This window comes from Mesorhizobium sp. CNPSo 4670, assembly GCF_057784235.1.
Genome location: NZ_JBWJFQ010000003.1, coordinates 92,400 through 111,629, shown reverse-complemented (window position 1 = coordinate 111,629; position 19,230 = coordinate 92,400). Strand labels below are relative to the sequence as shown.

Below are 19,230 nucleotides of genomic sequence, written 5' to 3'. Positions count from 1 at the left end.
GGAGAGAGAAGCTGTCCGCAACGCCGGCGACGACGTCCCTCTCCCCGTCTCTATACGGGGAGAGGATGCCGGCAGGCAGGTGAGGGGCGGCGCCGACCGACGGCCGTTAGCGAAAGCCCAGACTTACTCGCCGGGGCCCTTGCAGGCTACGATCTGGTCCTTGGTGTAGGTGGTCCAATCCGGGATCGAGATCGAGACCGGCCATTCGGGGCTCAGCGAGGGGTCGGCGGCGGCCTTCAGCTTGGCTTTGCCTTCGTCGGTGGCGTTCTCCCACAGCTGCGGCTCGACCAGCACGGTCTGCTGTGCCGGCTTCTTGCCGTCGAGGATCTGCAGCGCGAGCGTCACGCCAGCGCCGCCGATCGAACCGGGGTTGGTGACCGCGGCGCCGACGAGGCCCTTGACCGAGCTCAACTGGCCGACGAAGCCGGCATTGTCGGCACCGACGATCGGCACCAGCGGCGCCTGCGACTCGACCAGCGCGTCGACGATGACGTTGTCGATGCCGGAGGTCCAGATGCCGCTGATCGGCGTTCCCGTCGAGAGGAAGGAAAGGATCTGCTGCTTGGCCTGGTCCTGCTGCCACCCGGTGAAGACTTCCTGCGCGACCTTCACGTCGGGGAATTCGGCCAGCGCCTTCTTGAAGCCCTTGTCGCGGTCGCTGTCTGCAGACGCGCCGGCGGCACCGCGCATATAGAACACCTCGCCCTTGCCGCCCATCTGGCCGAACAGCCATTTGGCGCCGAGATAGGCGTACTGCTCCTGGTTGTTGGAGATGATGTAGGCCGACGGTTCGGTGACCGCCTGGTCGACGGCGACGACGACGATGCCGGCCTTGGTGGCTTCCTCGAGGCCCGCCTTGATGCCGGCCGGATCGGCCGGGTTGACGACGATGGCGTCGACCTTGGCGCTGATCAGGTTGCGGATGTCTTCCAGCTGGCCGGCCGCATCGGTGTTGCGGTGGGCGATATTGAGCTTGGCGACCTCGCCGGAGGCCAGTGCCTGCGCCTTCATGGCGCAGACCATCTCCTCGCGCCAGCCATTGCCCTGCACGGTGTTGGAGATGCCGATGGTGTATTTGCCCGCGGCGGACGAGGCGCCCACCGAGGCCAGGAAAGCCGCGCCGGCAAGTAGTGGGATGATGGGCAGCGGGACCATGGTCAGATATTTCTTCATTTCAGACTTCCTCCACATTGTTTTTCAGTTCAGTTCCAAGCCGTTAAACCGCGTCGCGTAGAAAGAGATTCAGGCGGCGCGCCTTAAGTTCTTGTTCTTGCTCCATGCATGTCGCTGTCCCAAAATCGCTCCTCCCCGCTTTGGGCGACATGCATTTGCGCCGTCACTTCACGAACGGACGCAGCACATCGCGGGCAAGCAGGAAGCCCCGCTTCACCTGATCGTCGCTGCCTTCAAATCGCCTGTCCTCGTGTTCGATGATGATGGATCCGTCATAGCCGGCCCGGTAGAGGCCGGAGAAGAAGCCGCTCCAGTCGACATCGCCGAGCCCCGGCATGCGCGGCACCTGCCAGCCTATGCCAGCCGAGAGGATTCCGCGCTCGTAGAGTCCATCATGATCAATCATCAGGTCCTTGGCGTGGGCATGCAGCATGTAGGGGCCGAATTCCCGGATGAAGCGGGCCTGGTCGATCATCTGCCAGACCAGGTGCGAAGGGTCGAAATTCATGCCGACATCGCCGCCCCAGGCTTCCAGGATGCGGCGCCAGACCTGCGGCGAATAGGCGATGTTGTGCCCACCCGGCCACTCGTCATAGCTGAAGATCATCGGGCAGTTCTCGAAGGCGAGCTTGACGCCATGGCCGCGCGCATGGGCGACGATTTCGGGCCAGACCTTGAGCGCCTCCTGCCAGTTGACGTCGACGGTCTTGGCGGCATCGCCACCGCAGAAAGTGTTGACCACAGGTACGCCCATATTGGCGGCCAGCACGATCACCTTCTTCAGATGGCCGATGACAGCCTCGCGGTGGGCGGCGTCGGGGTGCAGCGGGTTGGGATAGTAGCCGAGGCCGGAGACCGAGAGGTTCTTCTCTGCCAGCGAGGCGACGATCTCTCTGGCCTGCGCGGCGGAAGTCGAGGCGGCGTTGATGTGGCTGGTGCCAGCATAGCGGCGGCTGGCGCCCGACGATTTCGGCCAGCAGGCGATTTCCAGCGCCTCGAAGCCGACGGAGCTTGCCCAGCCGGCGACCTCGCCAAGCGGCGTCTCCGCGAAGGGTGCGGTGAGCAGTCCAAGTTTCATCATGCCTCCCCTGGTCGCGGCCTCACGACCGATTTCTACTATGCCGATTGTACCGGCCGCTTCAACCGTACGGCCTCGCTCTGTTCCAGACTGTGCCTGATGGCCGCCATCGGATCGTCCGACAGCAGCTCGCCGAGCGTTGATGTGACGGACCTGCGGAACACATCGTTCGCGGCAAGGCCGGGCTCGAAAATCGTGTCGATGGCAAGGATGCCGGCCACCAGTGCCTGTGGATCGCGGCCGGTTGCGTCCGATATGTCGGCGACCTTGCCGGCATAGGGGTCCGACACCGGCCAGCGTTTGCCGAACCGTGCCGAGGCCTGGATCAGATAGGCCATCCAGCCGGCGACCGGGAGCGCCAGCAGTGCGATGCTTTGGCCCTGGCTCAGGCGGTCGCGGATCGGGTTGAGCAGGCGCTGGACGATCTTTTGCGAACCGTCGGTGGCAATCTGGTGGTTGCGGTGGCGGATCGCGATATTGCGCAGCCGGCCGAGGCTCTGCGCGACATAGGCCAGCGGTTCCATGCCCGGCACCGGCAGCAGCGTCGGCAGCGTCTCTTCGACAAGCATGCGTTGCACGAAGGCCAACAGCAGCGGGTCCGCGATGGCATCGAATGTGTGTTCGAGGCCGGCCAGCACGCCGAGCGTGGCGAGCGTCGTCTGGGCGCCGTTGAGCACCCGCATCTTGAGATGTTCGAACGGCGTGACATCGTCGACGAAGCTGGCGCCGACCCGATCCCAGCGCGGCACGCGGCCGGCGAATTTCTGCTCGATCACCCATTGCCGGAACGGCTCGCCGACGACGACCGCCGCATCGCGGTAGCCGAAACGCTGCTCGACGCCGTCGAGGTCGGCTTGCGTGACCGCCGGCGCGATGCGGTCGACCATGGCCGACGGGAAGGCGGCGTTGGCCGAGATCCAGTCGGCAAGGCCGTTGCCGCGCCGTTCCGCAAAAGCCTGCACGACATTGGCCAGGATAGTGCCATTGGCCGGGATGTTGTCGCAGGAGAGCAGCGTCAGCCGCCGGCCATGTGTCGCCCGGCGCAATTCCAGCGCCCGCGCCAGGAGGCCGGGCACACTGCGCGGCGTCTCGGGGTGGGCTAGGTCGTGGACGATGTCGGGATGGTCGAGATCGAGTTCGCCGCTGGACGGGATGTGGCAATAACCTTTCTCGGTCACCGTCGTCGTCACCAGCTCGATGTCGGATGAGGACAGAATGTCGAGCGCGGGTCCGGCACTCGCCTGGCTGTCGACGACCTGTATGATGCTGCCGATGACGCGCGCCTCGACATTGCCGTTCTCGCGGATCAACCGCGTGTAGAGACAGCCTTGCCGGCCAAGTGTGTCGTCAAGGCTGGGTGGCCGGATGTTGATGCCGACGACGCCCCAGCGGTCGAAATGGCTGGCCAGCAGATCGTCGGTGTATTCGGCCTGGTGACAGCGGTGGAAGGCGCCGACGCCGAGGTGCGCCATGCCCGGCGCGAGCGCCGCGCGGTCATAGGCCGGTTTCTGGACGGCGGCAGGCAACCGGGCGAGCAGCGCCGGCCCAAGTGTCTCGGGGGAGAGGGCGACACTCACCGGTTCGCTCCGATCACCCACTGTTCCTGGTCGACCAGCGTGCCGGTCATCGGTCCGGCCGCATCGGAAAGCAGGAAGACGGCGAGGTTCGCCACATCGCTCGTCGAGAACAGGCGGCCGAAAGGCTGCGAGGCCTTGGCGGCGTCGAGCCAGCCCGGACCGTTGCCGAGCGTCTCGGCCTGCATGGTGCGTTCGGCCGGTGTGTCGGTCCAGCCGACATTGATGCCGTTGACTCGGATGCGGTCGAAGCGATGGGCGTTGGCGGCATTCTTGGTCAGTGTGGCCAGCGCGCCCTTGGTCGCGGAGTAGACGGCGAGCTCCGGCGAGCCGCAATGGGCATTGATCGACAGGATGTTGACGATGGCGCCGCCCTGGCCGCGCTTCTTCATGTCGGCGATCGCAGCCTGCATGAGGAAAAATGGTGCGCGCGCATTGACGGCGAACAGCGCTGCCCAGTCATCGAGGTCGGCATCGAGGAAGGACGCGCGGTCGGTCAGGCCAGCGGCGTTGACAAGGCCATCGATGCGGTCGAAGCGATCGATGCAGGCTTGCGCCAGCAGGGCAGGGGCTTCGGGGTCGGAAAGGTCGGCGGCGACGAAAACCGTGGGCGTGCCGAGCCGCGAAAGCTCGGCTGCCACGGCATCGCCGCGCGCCTTCTCGCGACCGGTGACCAGCAGGCCACCGGCGCCCGAACGCGCAAGCGTTTCGGCAATCGCTCGGCCAATGCCTTGCGTCGCGCCGGTGACCAGCACCACCTTGCCTTTGAGCTGAAGCTCCATTCCTCCTCCCGGAACAAAGTTTCTATTTTTCGAAATATGGAACGTCAATTCCCGGCAGTCAATTGTGCCAGCAGCGCCTCATTGGCCGCGGCGCGCGACGACTGCGTGGACCAGCGCCATGCCGACGGCCAGCGACGCCGCCAGCGAGCGGAAGCCGGCAAAGTCGGATTCGACCACCTCCAGCCAAGTGTCCGACAGCCGGATCAGCGGGCTGAAGGTGCTGTCGGTGATGGTGACGATGCCGGCCTCGCGCTCATGTGCCACCGCGACGAGGTCCGGGGTGATCGAATTGTAAGGGCTGAAGGACACCGCCAGCACGGCGTCCTGCCTGCCGATGCAGCCGACCTGGTCGAGCGCGGTGGAGCCGACATTGTCGACCAGCACGTTGCGCACGCCCTGCTGCGAGAGCGTCAGCGACAGATAGGTGGTGACGGGGAAGGCGCGCTTGGAGCCGATGACATAGATCAGGTCGGCGGCCGCCAGCAGCGTCACCATCTTCTCGAAACTCTCGATGTCGAAACCGCTTTCGACGCGGCCAAGCGAGGCCTGCGAGGCGGCGACCATGCCGTGCAAGAAATGCAGATCGGCGTTGGGTTCGGTCCGCTGCTCGCCGCGTCCCTCCGGCCACGACCCCTTGACGTGGTCCTTGAACAGGTTCTGGAAATCTGAAAAGCCGGCATAGCCGAAGATCTGGGCGAAGCGCACCAGGGTCGAGGGCTGCACGCCGGCCTGTGCCGCCACCTGCGCGATCGTGCCGAGCGCAACATCGCTTGGATGCTGCCACAGGAAGATCGCGACCTGGCGCAGCCGCTTGGGAAAATGCACGGTGCCGGACGACAGCACCGCGCGCAGTTCCTCATAGGTCTGCGGCTGGATGTACCCGAGCGCCGCCAGTGAGCGTCCGCGTTTGCGGGTCGCCGCTTCGTCGGCAACGGACCGTCCCGATGTTTTGCCTGCCCCACTCATGATTTCAGGCTAGCGCGGCACGATCGTTTTACAATATGGAAATTGGAAATCGTGTTCGAAAGCGCTGGTGGCGTCATCGGCTTGCAAGCCGTCTGAAGTTGCCTGTCCGGAGGAGTTTGAAGAATCATGGTCTATGCAACATCTGACGGCTCGACACGCCAACGCTTGCGGGTCGGCATGGTTGGTGGCGGCCGCAATGCCTTCATCGGCGCCGTGCACCGGCTGGCCATGCGGCTTGACGACCAGATCGTGCTGGTCGCCGGCGCGCTGTCATCCAACCCGGAGAACGCCGCCGTATCGGCCGCCGAGATCGGCATCGTGTCGGAGCGCAGCTATGCCGACTATCGCGTGATGGCGCAGGCCGAAGCCACGCGGCCGGACGGCATCGAAGCCGTCGTCATCGTCACCCCCAACCATCTGCACGCGCCGATCGCTACAGCCTTCCTCGAGGCCGGCATCGACGTGATCTGCGACAAGCCGCTGTCGACCACACTGGCCGACGCCGAAGCGCTGGTGGCGCTGGCGCGGGCGAAAAAGCGCCGCTTCGTCGTCACCCTCAACAACACCGGCTACGCCATGGTCCGCCAGGCGCGCGAGATGGTGGCGGCGGGGGAACTCGGGCGCATCGTGTCCGTGCATGGCGCCTACATCCAGGACTGGCTGACCAGGCCGATCGACGCCGAAGGCCAGAAGCAGGCGGAATGGCGCACCGATCCGGCGCGCGCCGGGCAGTCGGCGGTGCTGGCCGATATCGGCGTGCATGCCTTCAATTTGGCGAGCTACATATCTGGCTGCGAGGCCGAGGCGGTGTCGGCCGACCTGTTCACCGCCGTGCCGGGGCGCCGGCTCGACGACAATGCGCATGTGCTGGTGCGTTGGACGGGCGGGGCGCGCGGCACGATCCTGGCCAGCCAGACATCGCCCGGCCACTACAATGATTTGTCCGTGCGCATCTATGGCGATAGAGCCGGGCTGGAATGGTCGGGCGCGCGGCCGGAGGAACTGCGCTTCTCCATCTACGGCGAGGAAAGCCGTACGCTCGTGCGCGGCGGCCATGGCTCGACGCAAGAGAGCCGGCGGGTGTCGCGCATGCCAGCGGCGCATCCTGAAGGTTACATCGAGGCCTTCGCCAATTTCTATCGCGACACCGCCGACATCATCCGCGCGCATCGCTCGGGCGCGGCGGTCGATCCGGCCCGCGCGGCGCAAGTGCCCGATGTCGTCGACGGCGCGCGCGGCGTGAAGTTCGTCGCGGCGGCGGTGGAGTCGAATGCGGCTGATGGAGCGTGGACGCCGGCGCGATTTGGGCGAGGATGAGACGATGACGCCCCATCGCTCCTTCAACGGTCCAGCGACCGGCCCGCTGGCTCCATCGGTGGCGCATTGAGGCCGGCGGCGGCCAGCCGTGCTTCCACCGCCGCCGCCATGGACAGCACCTGCTCATCGGCAAAGCGCCGCCCCACAATCTGCAGGCCGACCGGCAGCCCGTCAGCGGCAAATCCGGCGGGCAGCGACAGCGCCGGCAATTGCGGCAGCATGTTGAAGGGGCAGGTCAGGTCGAGCCCCTTGAAGCGGCCATCGGGCAGCGTCGCGGCATAATCGTCATCGGTCTCAGTCACAGCCGGCGCTGTGATGGCGCAGGTCGGGCACAGCAGAGCATCGTAACGTTCGAAGAGGCACGCCATGTCCCGCCACATCGAGGTGCGCAACAGCTCGACCCGCTTGTAGGCGGTGGCGTTCATCGCCAGCCCGCGCTCGATCATAGACACGACCGATGGGTCCATATGGTGTCGATGCTCAGTGAGCTCGCCGCCAAAGAAGGCCGACATGAAGACGCACCAGAGATCGAACCATTCGTCGTTGACCGCGCGCGTCCAACCCATCGGCACTTCGTCGACGACGGCGCCCGCCCTGCGCATTTCGGCGACCACCTGCCGGATGACCGTTTCGACCTGCGGCTGGATGGCGTAGTAGCCGAGGTCGATCGACAGCGCGAAGCGCTTGCCTTCGAGCCCTTCTCGCCGCGCCGCCGAACCGTCGAATTCAAGCGGCAGCGAGGCGATGTCCTCGTCGCTGCCGCCCGCCGCCGTCTCCATGAAGGCGATGGCGTCGCCAACGCTGCGCGCCAGCGGCCCGAAATGCGAGATGTTGTCGAACACGCTGGGCAGGATGGTCATCGGGATGCGACCGAGGCTGGGCTTCAAGCCGACGACACCGCAGAAGGCAGCCGGAATGCGCACCGAGCCGCCCATGTCGGTGCCTTCCGCGAACGGCACGACGCCCGTTGCCACGGCCACCCCCGCTCCCCCGGAAGAGCCGCCGCTGGTGCGCTCCGGATTCCACGGGTTGCGGGTCACGCCCCAACGCGGGCTGTTAGTGAAGCTGGAAAAGGCAAACTCAGGCGTCGTCGTCTTGCCCATCAGAATAGCGCCGGCGGCTTCCAGGCGTCGGATGCAGAGCGCCGTCTCAGTCGGCACCCAGTCTGCACGCGTCCATGAACCGAGCGTCGTCAGGTCGCCGGCGGTCGGCGTCAGGTCCTTGGCCGCGAATGGCACGCCATGCAGCGGTCCGGTCATCTCGCGGCGCGCCACGGCCCGGTCCGCCTGGCGCGCCGCTTCCAGCGCCTGTTCCTCGCGGATGACGGCGAAGGGATTGCGCGTCTGGCTGATCGCCTTGGCGCGCCGGATGGACTCGCCCACGACCGTCTCGGCACTGAAGGCACCCGAGCGGATGCCGTCAGCGATCGCCTTGGCGGACAGGTCCAGCGGATGGGTCATGGCTCGGGTCTCCGGAAGTACTTTGATGCCGCGCGGCTTTCGCCTCCGGCAAGGACCTGTGACATGCAATAGGTGCTTGTGCTGCGCGGGCGCACCTGCGCAATCTCGCCAACGCCGCAAGCATGAGGTCTACCGTTTCGATGAAGTCCGCAGCCAGACAAGCCGGCTCGCATGCGTCCTTCGATGCCTGGAATGCCGGCCTCGGCGCGGCGGCCAACGCGATCGGCACGCGCGGATTTCCCGATGCGCTGGCGGCGGCGCTGCGCCGGCTTGCGCCCTTCCAGATGATGAACGGCTTTCTCTATTCGCCGGGCGGTCGCGCCTTCGACCTCTACAATGAGAAAATCGTGGCCGCGCGCTCGATCATCGTCGACCGCTACCTTGCCGGGGCCTTTGTGCTCGACCCGTTCTACGATGCGGTTCGCAGCGACGGCACCGAGCGGATGATCGTGATGCGGGAGCTTGCGCCGGACGATTTTCTGCAAAGCGAATATCATCGGCAGCACTACGCAACGACCGAGATCGTCGATGAGATCGGTTTCGTACTGAAGCTGGAAAGCGACTTTGCCGGTGTCCTGTCGCTGTCGCGAACCGGTGCGGCGCCCGTTTTTGTCGCGGACGAGCTGGAATGGCTCAGATCCGCCGCGCCAATTGTCTGTGCGCTTGCGGCGCGAAACTGGTTTCATGTACCCGGCCGCTCGCTCGACCTCAAGAACGCTGGCACCGCGGCGAGGATCGAGCATCCGTTGCTGACCCGGCGCGAGCTTGAAATCGTCACTTTGGTGCTCAAGGGACATTCCAACCTCTCGCTCGCCGCGGTCCTTTCGTTGTCGCCCAACACGGTCAAGGTGCATCGCCGGCAGATCTATTCCAAGCTGGCCATTTCGAGCCAGGCGGAACTGTTCCGGCTTTTCCTCGCCTAGATCACTCGGCGAAGTCCATTTCCGGCGGCGCGACCTGGAAGAAGCTGGTGAGGTAGGCGAGGTAGACAACGCCGACCGCCAGCCAGACGAGGCCGAGGACCTTTGCGTTCTCGTCGAGGTTCCACAGCAGGAAGAGGTCGCAGACCGCCGCCAGCGCCGGGATGACCAGCCCGATCAGCACGCCGAGCGGATGGACCTGCTGGTCGCGCTTCAGATAGAGCGCGATCACCGAGACGTTGACGGCGGTGAAGGCGAGGAAGGCGCCGAAATTGATGAATGAGGTCGAGGTGGTGACGTCCATGGTCAGCGCGGCAAGGCCGACGGCGCCGACCAGCATCAGGTTGAGGATCGGCGTGTGCCATTTCGGATGCAGGTTGCCGAAGAACGAGGTCGGCAGCACGGTGTCGCGCCCCATGGCGTAGAGCAGCCGGCCGACGCTGGCCTGTGCGGCAAGGCCGGAGGTGAATTGCGCCACGACCAGCGTTGCCAGGAAGATGGTGACGAACAGGTCGCCGCCGATGGCTCTGGCGATTTCGGTCGCGGCGGCGTCGACCGAGGCGAAATCCGCGCCCGGATGGGCGAGTTGGGTGACATAGGCCGATGCTATGAAGATCAGGCCACCGGAGAGCGCGATGATCAGGATCGCCTTCGGCATGGTACGGCGCGCATCCCTGGTCTCCTCGGTCAGCGTCGACACGGCGTCGAAGCCGAGGAAGGAGTAGGCGGCTATTGCCGCACCCGCGACCGAGGCCGAGAAGGGCACGCCGGTCTTGAAGAAAGGCGTGACGGAGACGAGGCCGCCGGGGCCGTTCAGCGCCACCACATAGCGGGCGGCCAGCACCAGGAAGGCGAGAAGCACGCCAAGCTGCACCAACATCAGGATGAAGTTGACGCGGTTGGCGAAGGCGATGCCGACGACATTGACCAGCGTGGTCAGCGCGATGAAGCCGACGATCCACAGCCAGGCCGGAACCGCGGGAAAGGCGGAGGTGAGATAGGCAGCACCGATCAGCCAGATCACCATCGGCAGGAAGAAATAATCCAGCAGGACCGCCCAGCCGACGAGGAAGCCGACGCTGGGGTTGATCGAGCGGCGGGCATAGGTATAGGCCGAGCCGGCGACGGGATAGACGCGTGCCATGACGCCGTAGCTGATGGCGGTGAGAAGGATGGCCGCGGCCGCGACGAGATAGGCCATCGCGGTGGTACCCTGGCTTGTCGCCGCCAGCGCGCCGAAGGTGCCGAAGACGATCATCGGCGTCATGTAGGCCAGGCCGAAAAGCACGACGGACCAGAGTCCGAGCGCGCGGTCGAGTTTGACAGTGTCTTTCATTGTTCCGCCTCCGGGGAAGATGTGTCCGATGCTTTTCCGGAGACCGATGCGGGCTTGAGATCGAACTGTCCGCGCAGGCTTCCGTTCGCATTTCTTGAAGATGAAGGAAGGATGACTTAGCCGGCGCGCGGCGACCATAACCCCAAAGTGTTATGCGAAACCGTGGCTCACCGGCCAGCCGGCGCGCCGTGCTCGGCCGGTTCGCCTGGCTGTCTCCTGAGAGGCAAACATGACCGCTTCTATCCGGGCCGGAAAGACTCTAGACTGATGGCTGGTCATGACGAGGGGGGCGGCATGAGGTTCGACAGACGGCATCTGGTCGTTGGCGCCGGCGTGCTGGCGTTGTTGCCGGTGGCACGAAGCTTCGCCAGCGAGACGCTTCAGGACATCAAGGATCTCAAGCCCGGCGAGTTCACCTGGCATCCGGAACGCCAGAAGAAGGGGCCGGTCGCCATCATCGTCTCCTTGCCGCAGCAGCGCGTGCACGTCTATCGCAACGGCGTGCGCATAGCCGTCTCGACCTGTTCGTCCGGCAAGCCCGGGCATGAGACGCCGACCGGCATCTTCGTCATTCTCCAAAAGGACAAGGACCACAAGTCGAGCACCTACAATGATGCGCCGATGCCGAACATGAACCGGCTGACATGGTCGGGCATCGCGCTGCATGCCGGCAAACTGCCGGGCTATCCGGCCTAGCATGGCTGCGTGCGGCTGCCGCTCGCCTTTTCAAGCAATCTGTTCGGCATCATCCACATCGGCACGCCGGTCATCATTTCGGGCGCGCGCGGCGATCCGGCCGAACTGACCAATCCCGGAATGGTGCTGGGCGGCTACGCGGCCGGGCAGTTCCAGAACGTCGTCGCTTCCAAGGACGGCCACAAGCGCGCCGCCGACTGGGTCGAGCCGGAGGATTTCCCGGTCACATCAATCATCGCCTCGTCGGGCGACAAGCAGATCATGCTGATCGAGAACGGCGTGGTCGTCGCGCAGGCGCCATTGACCATCACCGGCTCCGGCGGACTTGGCAGCCATGTGCTGACTTTGCAGGTGGCGGGAGCCGCCAACGACTGGCAATGGGTCGACATCAGCCGCAGCGCCAGTTCCGGCTCGTTCTTCAACAGCGAGCAGGACATGCTTAAGCGGCTCAGCACGCAACAGAGCTTCCTCGACGCCATGCAGGCGAGGATGCATCCGGGCATGGTGATGGTGCTCACCGACGCGCCGCTTCACCCCGACAGCCGCTCCGGCCAGGACTTCGTCGTCATGTCGGCGACGGACTGAGGAGGTTTCCGCTTACGGCGGTCGCGCACGAGGGCGACTTTGACCCAGCTTGCGTGGCTTGATCTGAGGCGGATGGGCTGGGAGGGCAGGTCAACAGGGGCAGTTGCCTCGGCTTGAACCATGCGCGTTGCCGTCAGCCGTGCTGATCCCATCCTGCCCGAATATTGCCTTTCCGTGTCCCTATCCCGGTTAAAAAAGTATCATCCGTTGCCCTGAATCGTGGTGGCGCCTGCTGTCATGAGCCGGTAGCGTGGTCTCGAAATGCAGAGCCGAAACCAACTCGGCCGGTTTAGGGAATGTGGGCCGAACGCGGCAACGATCCGTGCCGGCCCGGAGGAAACGGACATGGAACCGGACCTGGAAGTTGTCCAGATACGACGCGGTGAGTCCTTCAAGGCGTGGTCGCATGGCTACCCCTTCCACACGGTGCGTTGGCATTTCCATCCCGAATATGAACTGCATCAGGTGATCTTCACCAACGGCCGCTATTTCGTCGGCGACTTCATCGGCGAATTCGAGCCGGGCAATCTGGTGCTGACCGGGCCCAACCTGCCGCACAATTGGGTCAGCGATATCCCGAGGGACAGCTCGATCCCGCTGCGCGGCCGCATTATCCAGTTTTCGGAAAGCTTCATCGGCGACGCCATGCATGTGCTGCCGGAACTGGCGGGGCTCGGGCCACTGCTCGAGGCGTCGCGGCGCGGCGTGCTGTTTTCCAGCCGCACCAGCAAGGAGCTGGCGCCGCTGATGGAAGAGATGATGCAGGCGCAAGGCGTGCGTCGCATTGAGCTGTTCATGATGATATCAGGCCTGCTCAGCCGGGCCCAAGAATTCCAGCTGCTGGCCAGCGCCAGCTACCGGCCCGATCCCTCGGGCTATATGACCGCCGGCATGAACAAGGCGTTGGCTTATATCCGTGAAAACCTGACGCAGTTGTTCGACGAGACGGATCTGGCAGCCATCGCCGGCCAGTCGACCGGCGCCTTCTCACGATCGTTTCGCCGCCACACCGGCATGTCGCTGGTGCAATATGTCAAGCGGCTGCGCATCAACCTCGCCTGCCAGATCCTGATGAGCGACGAGCAGGCCTCGATCACCGACATCTGCTACGAGGTCGGCTTCAACAATCTGTCCAATTTCAACCGGCAGTTCCTGGCGGAGAAGGGCATGCCGCCCTCTCGTTTCAGGCGCCTGCTGGCCGACAACATCAACGCGGGAAAAGCCGCTTAACGGAGGAGCCAGGGAGGAACCAAGGGAGGAACCACAATTTTTCGCCTGACAACGTGGCCCGCATAGCGCGGTCCGCGATGGAGAGCGCTTGTCCTTGAAATCCTTCGTCAGAGGAGGATGTCGGCGCGGCCACGAGGCCAGCGCCGGGCCCTGGTTCCCAATTGCAGTTGGGGCGAGGGCGGAGGCGTGTCTTCGCAACAAAGCAGTCAACGACCTTCTTACAACCATATCCAGAAACGGAGAAGACCGAATGACCCGATTTTCATCTTCATTGAAGTCCGCCGGCATGGCAGCAATTGCGCTGTCGCTGTTGGCCGGCACCGCCGCGATCGCAAGGGCCGCCGAGGTTACCGACGCGACCGTCGCCTTCCTGATGCCCGACCAGGCCTCGACCCGCTACGAACAGCATGACTATCCCGGCTTTGCCGCCGAGATGAAGAAGCTGTGCCCGGGCTGCAAGGTGCTCTACCAGAACGCCGATGCCGACGCCTCGCGCCAGCAGCAGCAGTTCAACTCGGTGATCTCGCAGGGCGCCAAGGCGATCGTGCTCGATCCCGTGGACTCGACCGCCGCCGCCTCCCTGGTCAAGCTGGCGCAGAGCCAGGGCATCAAGGTCATCGCCTATGACCGGCCGATCCCCACCGCACCGGCCGACTTCTATGTCTCGTTTAACAATGAGGGCATCGGCAAGGCTATCGCCGACTCGCTGGTCGCGCATCTGAAGGCGCTCAAGGTCGATCCGGCCACGGGTGGCGTTTTGCAGATCAACGGCTCACCGACCGACGCGGCGGCAGGCCTGATCAAGAAGGGCATCCATGAAGGCCTCGACAACAGCGGCTACCAGATCCTGGCGGAATACGACACGCCGGAATGGGCGCCGCCGAAGGCGCAGCAATGGGCCGGCGGCCAGATCACCCGCTTCGGGCCCAAGATCCTCGGCGTCGTCGCCGCCAATGACGGCACCGGTGGTGGCGCGATCGCGGCCTTCAAGGCAGCCGGCGTCGATCCGGTGCCGCCGGTGACCGGCAATGACGCGACGATCGCCGCCTTGCAGCTGATCATCGCCGGCGACCAGTACAATACCATCTCCAAGCCGAGCGAGATCGTGGCGGCGGCCGCTGCCAACGTCGCCATCAAGCTGCTTTCGGGCGAGACGCCGAAGGCCGAGATGACGCTGTACGATACGCCCTCGCAGCTGTTCACGCCGGTGGTGGTGACGCAGGAAAACCTGAAGGCCGAGATCATCGACAAGAAGATCAACTCCGCGGCCGAACTCTGCGTCGATCGCTACGCGGAAGGCTGCAAGAAGCTGGGCATCGGGAACTGACCGCGACCCTTGCCCCGTCCCGCTGCCTGGCCGAACAATAGGCTGAGCCCCACCCCGAATGCATCGGGGTGGAACAGGCTCCGGCGGCGGCCAGGCAGCGCCCACCCGCTTTTTTGACCGGTCCTTTCTTGAAAGGTATTCCAGGCATGATCGATACCCCGGACGAACCGGTTCCGACAGGCGAGCTGGTGCTCAGCCTGCGCGGCATTTCGAAGAATTTCGGCGCCGTCTCGGCGCTCACCGACATCGATCTCGATGTCCATGCCGGCGAGGTGGTGGCGTTGGTCGGCGACAACGGCGCCGGCAAGTCGACGCTGGTCAAGATCCTGGCCGGCGTGCATCAGCCGAGCTCCGGCACCGTCAGCTATCGCGGCAAGCAGGTGACGCTGGCCGACCCGAGTGCGGCGCTGACGCTCGGCATCGCCACCGTGTTCCAGGACCTGGCGCTGTGCGAGAACCTCGACATCGTCGCCAACATCTTCCTCGGCCGCGAACTCAACCCGCTGCGGCTGGACGAGGTGGCGATGGAAGTGCGCGCCTGGACGCTGCTCAACGAGCTGTCAGCGCGCATCCCCAGTGTGCGCGAAGTGGTCGCGTCGCTGTCGGGCGGCCAGCGCCAGACCGTGGCGATCGCCCGCTCGCTGCTGCTCGAACCCAAGCTCATCCTGCTCGACGAGCCGACGGCGGCGCTTGGCGTCGCGCAGACGGCGGAAGTGCTCAACCTGATCGAGCGGGTGCGCGACCGCGGCCTCGGCGTCGTCATCATCAGCCACAACATGGAGGATGTGCGCGCCGTCGCCGACCGCATCGTCGTGCTGCGGCTTGGCCGCAACAACGGTATCTTCACCCCAGACGCCTCGAACCAGGAGCTGGTCAGCGCCATCACCGGCGCGTCGAACAATTCGGTGTCGCGGCGCGCCGAGCGCCGGCAGGCGCGACAGGATCAAATCCAGGAGCCACGCCTATGAGCCGTCAAGTGGAACAGGCAGCTCCGCCGCAGCTCGACCGCGCAGACGTGCGCGTCAAGCACGAGGCGGGCTTGAGCGGCAGTATCCGCGCCTTCGTCGACCGCGTGCGCTCGGGCGACCTCGGCTCGCTGCCGGTCATCGTCGGGCTGGTTATCATCTGGACGGTGTTCGCCAGCATCAATCCGATCTTCCTGTCGAGCAGCAACCTGGTCAACCTGCTGTTCGATTCCTCCACCGTCGGCGTCATCGCGCTCGGCATCGTCTGCGTTTTGATGGTCGGCGAGATCGACCTGTCGGTCGGCTCGATCAGCGGCTTTGCCTCCGCCCTGGTCGGCACGTTGTGGGTCAACCAGGGCTGGCCGGTGGCGCTCGCCATCCTGGCCGCGGTCGCCGTGGGCGGCTTCATCGGCGCGCTCTACGCGCTGCTGTTCAATAGGCTCGGCATGCCGAGCTTCGTCTCGACGCTGGCCGGCCTTCTGGCGGTGCTTGGCCTGCAGCTCTACATCCTCGGCTCCACCGGCTCGATCAACCTGCCTTACGGCTCGAACCTGGTGGATTTCGGCCAGCTGCTGGTGATGCCGAAATTCATGTCGTTCGGGCTGGCGGCGGTGCCCGGCATCGTCATGTTGGTCACCGGCCTGCGCACCGTTGCGCGCCGCCGCGCCGCCAACTTGTCGGCACCTTCTACCGGCGGCATCGTCACGCGGGCGGTGGCGATCACGATCGTGCTCGAACTCATCGTCTTCTATCTCAACCAGGCGCGCGGCATCCCGTGGATGTTCGGCCTGTTCGTCGGCCTGGTCATTGCCATGCACTACGCGCTGACGCGGACGAAATGGGGCCGCTCGATGTCGGCGGTCGGCGGCAACCGCGAGGCGGCAAGGCGCGCCGGCATCAATGTACGGCTGATCTATTCCAGCGCTTTCGTGCTGTGCTCGATGCTGGCCGCGTTCGGCGGCGTGCTGTCGGCGGCGCGGCTTGCCTCGGCCAGCCAACAGGCCGGCACCGGCGACGTCAATCTCAACGCCATCGCGGCGGCCGTCATCGGCGGCACCAGCCTGTTCGGCGGCCGCGGCAGCGCCTATTCTGCACTGCTCGGCATCATCGTCATCCAGTCGATCGCCAGCGGCTTGACGCTGCTCGATCTGTCCTCGTCGCTTCGGTACATGATCACAGGCGCCGTGCTTGCCATCGCAGTCATCGTCGACTCGCTGGCCCGCCGTTCGCGTGTTTCCCATGGCCGGGCCTGAACCCATCAACAGGAAGAGAGATATGACTCAACTGTCCGGAAAAGTTGCGGCCGTCACCGGGGCGGCGTCGGGGATCGGCCTCGAATGCGCAAGATACATGCTGGCGGCGGACGCCAGCGTCGTGCTGGTCGACCGCGCCGAGGCGACGCTGAACAGCCTGTGCGCCGAACTCGGCCCCAAGGCGATCCCGCTGGTGATCGACCTGATGCAGCCATCAAGCGTCGCCACCATGATGCCGCAGATCCTGGAAAAGGCCGGGCAGCTCGACATCTTCCATGCCAATGCCGGCGCCTATGTCGGCGGCGAGGTGCTGACCGGCGATCCCGACACCTGGGACCGCATGCTGAACCTCAACATCAACGCCGTGTTCCGCTCGATCCACGCGGTGCTGCCGCATATGGTCGAGCGCAAGACCGGCGACATCATCGTCACCAGTTCGATCGCCGGACTGGTTCCGGTGGTCTGGGAGCCGATCTACACCGCGTCCAAGCACGCCGTGCAGGCCTTCGTCCACACGGTGCGCAGGCAGGTGGCCAAGCACGGCCTGCGCGTCGGTGCGGTGGCGCCGGGCCCGGTGGTGACCGCGCTGGTCGACGACTGGCCGAAGGCCAAGCTTGAGGAAGAGCTCGCCGCCGGCGGCCTGATGCAGCCGCGCGAGGTCGCCGAGGCGGTGATGTTCATGCTGACCCGGCCGCGCAACGTGACGATCCGGGATCTGGTGATCCTGCCGCAAAGCAATGATTTGTAGCGAGTAGGGAATAGGGAGTAGGGAGTAGCGAAGAGGGAAGAGGAGTATTGATAGGATAGGAAGTTGGTTTCCATCCGAGAATCAACGACTTACCTCGCTATTCGCTATTCGCTATTCGCTATTCGCTATTCGCTAAACCAAAGGTTCCCCCATGCCTCACTATCTCGGCATCGACGTCGGCACCGGCAGCGCGCGGGCCGGGGTGTTCGACCAGGCGGGAAACCTGCTCGTCTCGGCCAAGCAGGACATCGAGGTCTGGCGCGAGCCCGGCGACATCGTCGAGCAGTCGAGCGACGACATCTGGCGGGCGGTGTGCATTGCCACCCGCGCCGCCGTCGCCCAGGCCGGCATAGCGCCGGAAGCGATCGCCGGCATCGGCTTTGATGCCACCTGTTCGCTGGTGGTGCTGGGCGAGGGCGGCGCGCCTTTGCCGGTCGGCCCATCCAACAATCCCGAACGCAACATCATCGTCTGGATGGATCACCGCGCGATCGAGCAGACGCGCCGCATCAACCGCAGCGGCGCGGCGGTGCTGAGGTATGTCGGCGGTGTCATCTCGCCGGAGATGGAGACGCCAAAACTCTTGTGGCTGGCGGAAAACATGCCCGCCACCTTCAACGCAGCCTGGCAGTTCCTGGACCTCGCCGATTTCCTGACCTGGCGGGCGACCGGCAGCCTTGCCCGCTCGGTCTGCACGGTGACCTGCAAATGGACTTATCTGGCGCATGAGAGCCGCTGGGATGAGACTTATTTCCGCAACATCGGCCTCGGCGCGCTGGCCGACGAGGCGTTTGCGCGCATCGGCACCGAGATCGTACCGGCGGGAGCATCGCTCGGCAGCGGACTGACCGCGCAGGCGGCGGCCGACCTTGGCCTTGCCCCCGGCACCGCGGTGGCGGCCGGGCTGATCGATGCGCATGCCGGCGGTGTCGGCACGGTCGGGGCGCGCGGCGATTTCGGCAGTGTCCTGTCGCGCATGGCCTATGTCTTCGGTACCTCGGCCTGCACCCTGTCGTCGACCGCCGAACCGGCCTTCGTCGACGGCGTCTGGGGTCCGTATTTCTCGGCCATGGTGCCGGGGCTGTGGCTGAACGAGGGCGGTCAATCGGCGGCAGGCGCGGCCATCGACCATCTGGTGTGCATGCACCCGGCGGCCGGCGAAGCGGCGGCCACAGCGCAGGCCGAGGGGCTCGGCCTCAGCGCCTGGCTGTCGCTGCAGGCACAAAGCCGTGGGGGCGCCGCAGCGACGCCGGCGCTGGCCGGCGATATCCATGTCGTGCCGGAATTCCTCGGCAACCGCGCGCCTTTCGCCGACCCGGATGCGCGCGCGCTGATTGCCGGGCTCGATCTCGACACCAGCCTCGACAGCCTGGTCGGGCTCTATGTCGCCGGCGTCTGCGGGCTGGGCTACGGAGCGCGCCAGATCGTGCGGGCCGAGCATGACAAGGGCATCCCCGTCGACACTATCGTCGTCAGCGGCGGCGCCGGCCAAAGCCCACTGGTGCGCCAGCTGCTTGCCGATACCACTGGGATGGTGGTGGTGGCGTCGACCTCGCCGGAGCCGGTGCTTCTCGGCTCGGCGATGCTGGGCGCCGTCGCCGCTGGCGCCTACAAGGAGCTGGTAACGGCCATGGCGGGTATGTCGGAACTCGGCGAGGTCTATCATCCCGACGCATCGCTGGCTGGCTGGCACGCCAAGCGTTTCGCGGCGTTTGAGCTGTTGCAGCAGGCCGGCAAGGCGATCAGGGGCTGAAACAGGCAGCCACAAGGATGGCGTTGAATGGCAGAGGAACACACGTGCGCTTAGGCTGTGTGTCGTC

At 65.4% G+C, this 19,230-nt stretch carries 17 protein-coding genes; 10 read left to right on the top strand and 7 right to left on the bottom strand.

The genetic code is table 11. The annotated features are described in order from the left end of the window. Positions 1–123: 123 nt before the first annotated feature. The 5 genes from AC0ZT5_RS06850 to AC0ZT5_RS06830 form a co-directional block, all read right to left on the bottom strand. Positions 124–1,173 (bottom strand): ABC transporter substrate-binding protein, encoded by a 1,050-nt coding sequence (locus AC0ZT5_RS06850; protein WP_488495798.1) that lies wholly within the window; start codon positions 1,171–1,173, stop codon positions 124–126. Between the two features lie 163 nt (positions 1,174–1,336). Beyond that, positions 1,337–2,251 (bottom strand): sugar phosphate isomerase/epimerase family protein, encoded by a 915-nt coding sequence (locus tag AC0ZT5_RS06845; RefSeq protein ID WP_488495797.1) that lies wholly within the window; start codon positions 2,249–2,251, stop codon positions 1,337–1,339. Between the two features lie 38 nt (positions 2,252–2,289). Further along, positions 2,290–3,828 carry a mannitol dehydrogenase family protein gene (locus tag AC0ZT5_RS06840; protein ID WP_488495796.1) on the bottom strand — a complete coding sequence of 513 codons (1,539 nt, stop codon included), beginning with the start codon at positions 3,826–3,828 and terminating at the stop codon, positions 2,290–2,292. Continuing rightward, positions 3,825–4,607, bottom strand: coding sequence for an SDR family oxidoreductase (locus tag AC0ZT5_RS06835; protein WP_095091302.1), 783 nt, complete (start codon positions 4,605–4,607; stop codon positions 3,825–3,827). The genes AC0ZT5_RS06840 and AC0ZT5_RS06835 overlap by 4 nt, the downstream gene beginning before the upstream one ends. A 78-nt stretch (positions 4,608–4,685) precedes the next feature. Then, on the bottom strand, positions 4,686–5,573 hold the full coding sequence (locus AC0ZT5_RS06830) for a MurR/RpiR family transcriptional regulator (protein WP_488495795.1): 888 nt from the start codon (positions 5,571–5,573) through the stop codon (positions 4,686–4,688). A gap of 126 nt (positions 5,574–5,699) precedes the next feature. Between AC0ZT5_RS06830 and AC0ZT5_RS06825 the strand changes: the two genes are divergently transcribed. Further along, a complete protein-coding gene (locus AC0ZT5_RS06825) occupies positions 5,700–6,890 on the top strand; it encodes a Gfo/Idh/MocA family protein (RefSeq protein WP_488495794.1) in 1,191 nt (396 codons plus the stop codon). 23 nt (positions 6,891–6,913) lie between these two features. On the opposite strand, the gene AC0ZT5_RS06820 is transcribed toward AC0ZT5_RS06825, so the two are convergent. Beyond that, positions 6,914–8,350 carry an amidase gene (locus tag AC0ZT5_RS06820; protein WP_488495793.1) on the bottom strand — a complete coding sequence of 479 codons (1,437 nt, stop codon included), beginning with the start codon at positions 8,348–8,350 and terminating at the stop codon, positions 6,914–6,916. A gap of 140 nt (positions 8,351–8,490) precedes the next feature. Here AC0ZT5_RS06820 and AC0ZT5_RS06815 point away from each other — a divergent pair, with 140 nt between their 5' ends. Next, positions 8,491–9,273 carry a helix-turn-helix transcriptional regulator gene (locus tag AC0ZT5_RS06815; protein WP_488495792.1) on the top strand — a complete coding sequence of 261 codons (783 nt, stop codon included), beginning with the start codon at positions 8,491–8,493 and terminating at the stop codon, positions 9,271–9,273. A 1-nt stretch (position 9,274) separates the two neighbouring features. Here the strand turns inward: AC0ZT5_RS06815 and AC0ZT5_RS06810 are convergent, their stop codons facing one another. Then, on the bottom strand, positions 9,275–10,606 hold the full coding sequence (locus AC0ZT5_RS06810) for an APC family permease (protein WP_488495791.1): 1,332 nt from the start codon (positions 10,604–10,606) through the stop codon (positions 9,275–9,277). Between the two features lie 294 nt (positions 10,607–10,900). On the opposite strand from AC0ZT5_RS06810, the gene AC0ZT5_RS06805 reads away from it, so the two are divergent. The 8 genes from AC0ZT5_RS06805 (at position 10,901) to AC0ZT5_RS06770 (ending at position 19,163) form a co-directional block, all read left to right on the top strand. Next, positions 10,901–11,302, top strand: a complete 402-nt coding sequence (locus AC0ZT5_RS06805; protein ID WP_488495790.1) for a L,D-transpeptidase family protein — start codon at positions 10,901–10,903, stop codon at positions 11,300–11,302. Between the two features lie 9 nt (positions 11,303–11,311). Then, on the top strand, positions 11,312–11,887 hold the full coding sequence (locus tag AC0ZT5_RS06800) for a hypothetical protein (protein ID WP_488495789.1): 576 nt from the start codon (positions 11,312–11,314) through the stop codon (positions 11,885–11,887). A 345-nt stretch (positions 11,888–12,232) separates the two neighbouring features. Continuing rightward, positions 12,233–13,117, top strand: coding sequence for a helix-turn-helix domain-containing protein (locus AC0ZT5_RS06795; protein ID WP_477226813.1), 885 nt, complete (start codon positions 12,233–12,235; stop codon positions 13,115–13,117). A 250-nt stretch (positions 13,118–13,367) separates the two neighbouring features. After that, positions 13,368–14,444, top strand: coding sequence for an ABC transporter substrate-binding protein (locus AC0ZT5_RS06790; RefSeq protein ID WP_488495788.1), 1,077 nt, complete (start codon positions 13,368–13,370; stop codon positions 14,442–14,444). A gap of 146 nt (positions 14,445–14,590) precedes the next feature. Continuing rightward, positions 14,591–15,412 (top strand): ATP-binding cassette domain-containing protein, encoded by an 822-nt coding sequence (locus AC0ZT5_RS06785; RefSeq protein WP_488495787.1) that lies wholly within the window; start codon positions 14,591–14,593, stop codon positions 15,410–15,412. Next, complete coding sequence (locus AC0ZT5_RS06780) at positions 15,409–16,662, top strand: sugar ABC transporter permease (RefSeq protein WP_488495786.1); 1,254 nt, start codon at positions 15,409–15,411, stop codon at positions 16,660–16,662. The genes AC0ZT5_RS06785 and AC0ZT5_RS06780 overlap by 4 nt, the downstream gene beginning before the upstream one ends. A 22-nt stretch (positions 16,663–16,684) precedes the next feature. Beyond that, a complete protein-coding gene (locus tag AC0ZT5_RS06775) occupies positions 16,685–17,410 on the top strand; it encodes an SDR family oxidoreductase (RefSeq protein ID WP_488495785.1) in 726 nt (241 codons plus the stop codon). 151 nt (positions 17,411–17,561) lie between these two features. Next, complete coding sequence (locus tag AC0ZT5_RS06770; RefSeq protein ID WP_488495784.1) at positions 17,562–19,163, top strand: FGGY-family carbohydrate kinase; 1,602 nt, start codon at positions 17,562–17,564, stop codon at positions 19,161–19,163. Positions 19,164–19,230 lie beyond the last annotated feature (67 nt).

Coding starts and splice junctions, on each gene's coding strand:
- AC0ZT5_RS06795 (WP_477226813.1), top strand. CDS start 12,233: ATGGAACCGGACCTGGAAGTTGTCCAGATACGACGCGGTGAGTCCTTC.
- AC0ZT5_RS06790 (WP_488495788.1), top strand. CDS start 13,368: ATGACCCGATTTTCATCTTCATTGAAGTCCGCCGGCATGGCAGCAATT.
- AC0ZT5_RS06825 (WP_488495794.1), top strand. CDS start 5,700: ATGGTCTATGCAACATCTGACGGCTCGACACGCCAACGCTTGCGGGTC.
- AC0ZT5_RS06845 (WP_488495797.1), bottom strand. CDS start 2,251: ATGAAACTTGGACTGCTCACCGCACCCTTCGCGGAGACGCCGCTTGGC.
- AC0ZT5_RS06830 (WP_488495795.1), bottom strand. CDS start 5,573: ATGAGTGGGGCAGGCAAAACATCGGGACGGTCCGTTGCCGACGAAGCG.
- AC0ZT5_RS06780 (WP_488495786.1), top strand. CDS start 15,409: ATGAGCCGTCAAGTGGAACAGGCAGCTCCGCCGCAGCTCGACCGCGCA.
- AC0ZT5_RS06775 (WP_488495785.1), top strand. CDS start 16,685: ATGACTCAACTGTCCGGAAAAGTTGCGGCCGTCACCGGGGCGGCGTCG.
- AC0ZT5_RS06785 (WP_488495787.1), top strand. CDS start 14,591: ATGATCGATACCCCGGACGAACCGGTTCCGACAGGCGAGCTGGTGCTC.
- AC0ZT5_RS06770 (WP_488495784.1), top strand. CDS start 17,562: ATGCCTCACTATCTCGGCATCGACGTCGGCACCGGCAGCGCGCGGGCC.
- AC0ZT5_RS06815 (WP_488495792.1), top strand. CDS start 8,491: ATGAAGTCCGCAGCCAGACAAGCCGGCTCGCATGCGTCCTTCGATGCC.
- AC0ZT5_RS06850 (WP_488495798.1), bottom strand. CDS start 1,173: ATGAAGAAATATCTGACCATGGTCCCGCTGCCCATCATCCCACTACTT.
- AC0ZT5_RS06820 (WP_488495793.1), bottom strand. CDS start 8,350: ATGACCCATCCGCTGGACCTGTCCGCCAAGGCGATCGCTGACGGCATC.
- AC0ZT5_RS06835 (WP_095091302.1), bottom strand. CDS start 4,607: ATGGAGCTTCAGCTCAAAGGCAAGGTGGTGCTGGTCACCGGCGCGACG.
- AC0ZT5_RS06810 (WP_488495791.1), bottom strand. CDS start 10,606: ATGAAAGACACTGTCAAACTCGACCGCGCGCTCGGACTCTGGTCCGTC.
- AC0ZT5_RS06805 (WP_488495790.1), top strand. CDS start 10,901: ATGAGGTTCGACAGACGGCATCTGGTCGTTGGCGCCGGCGTGCTGGCG.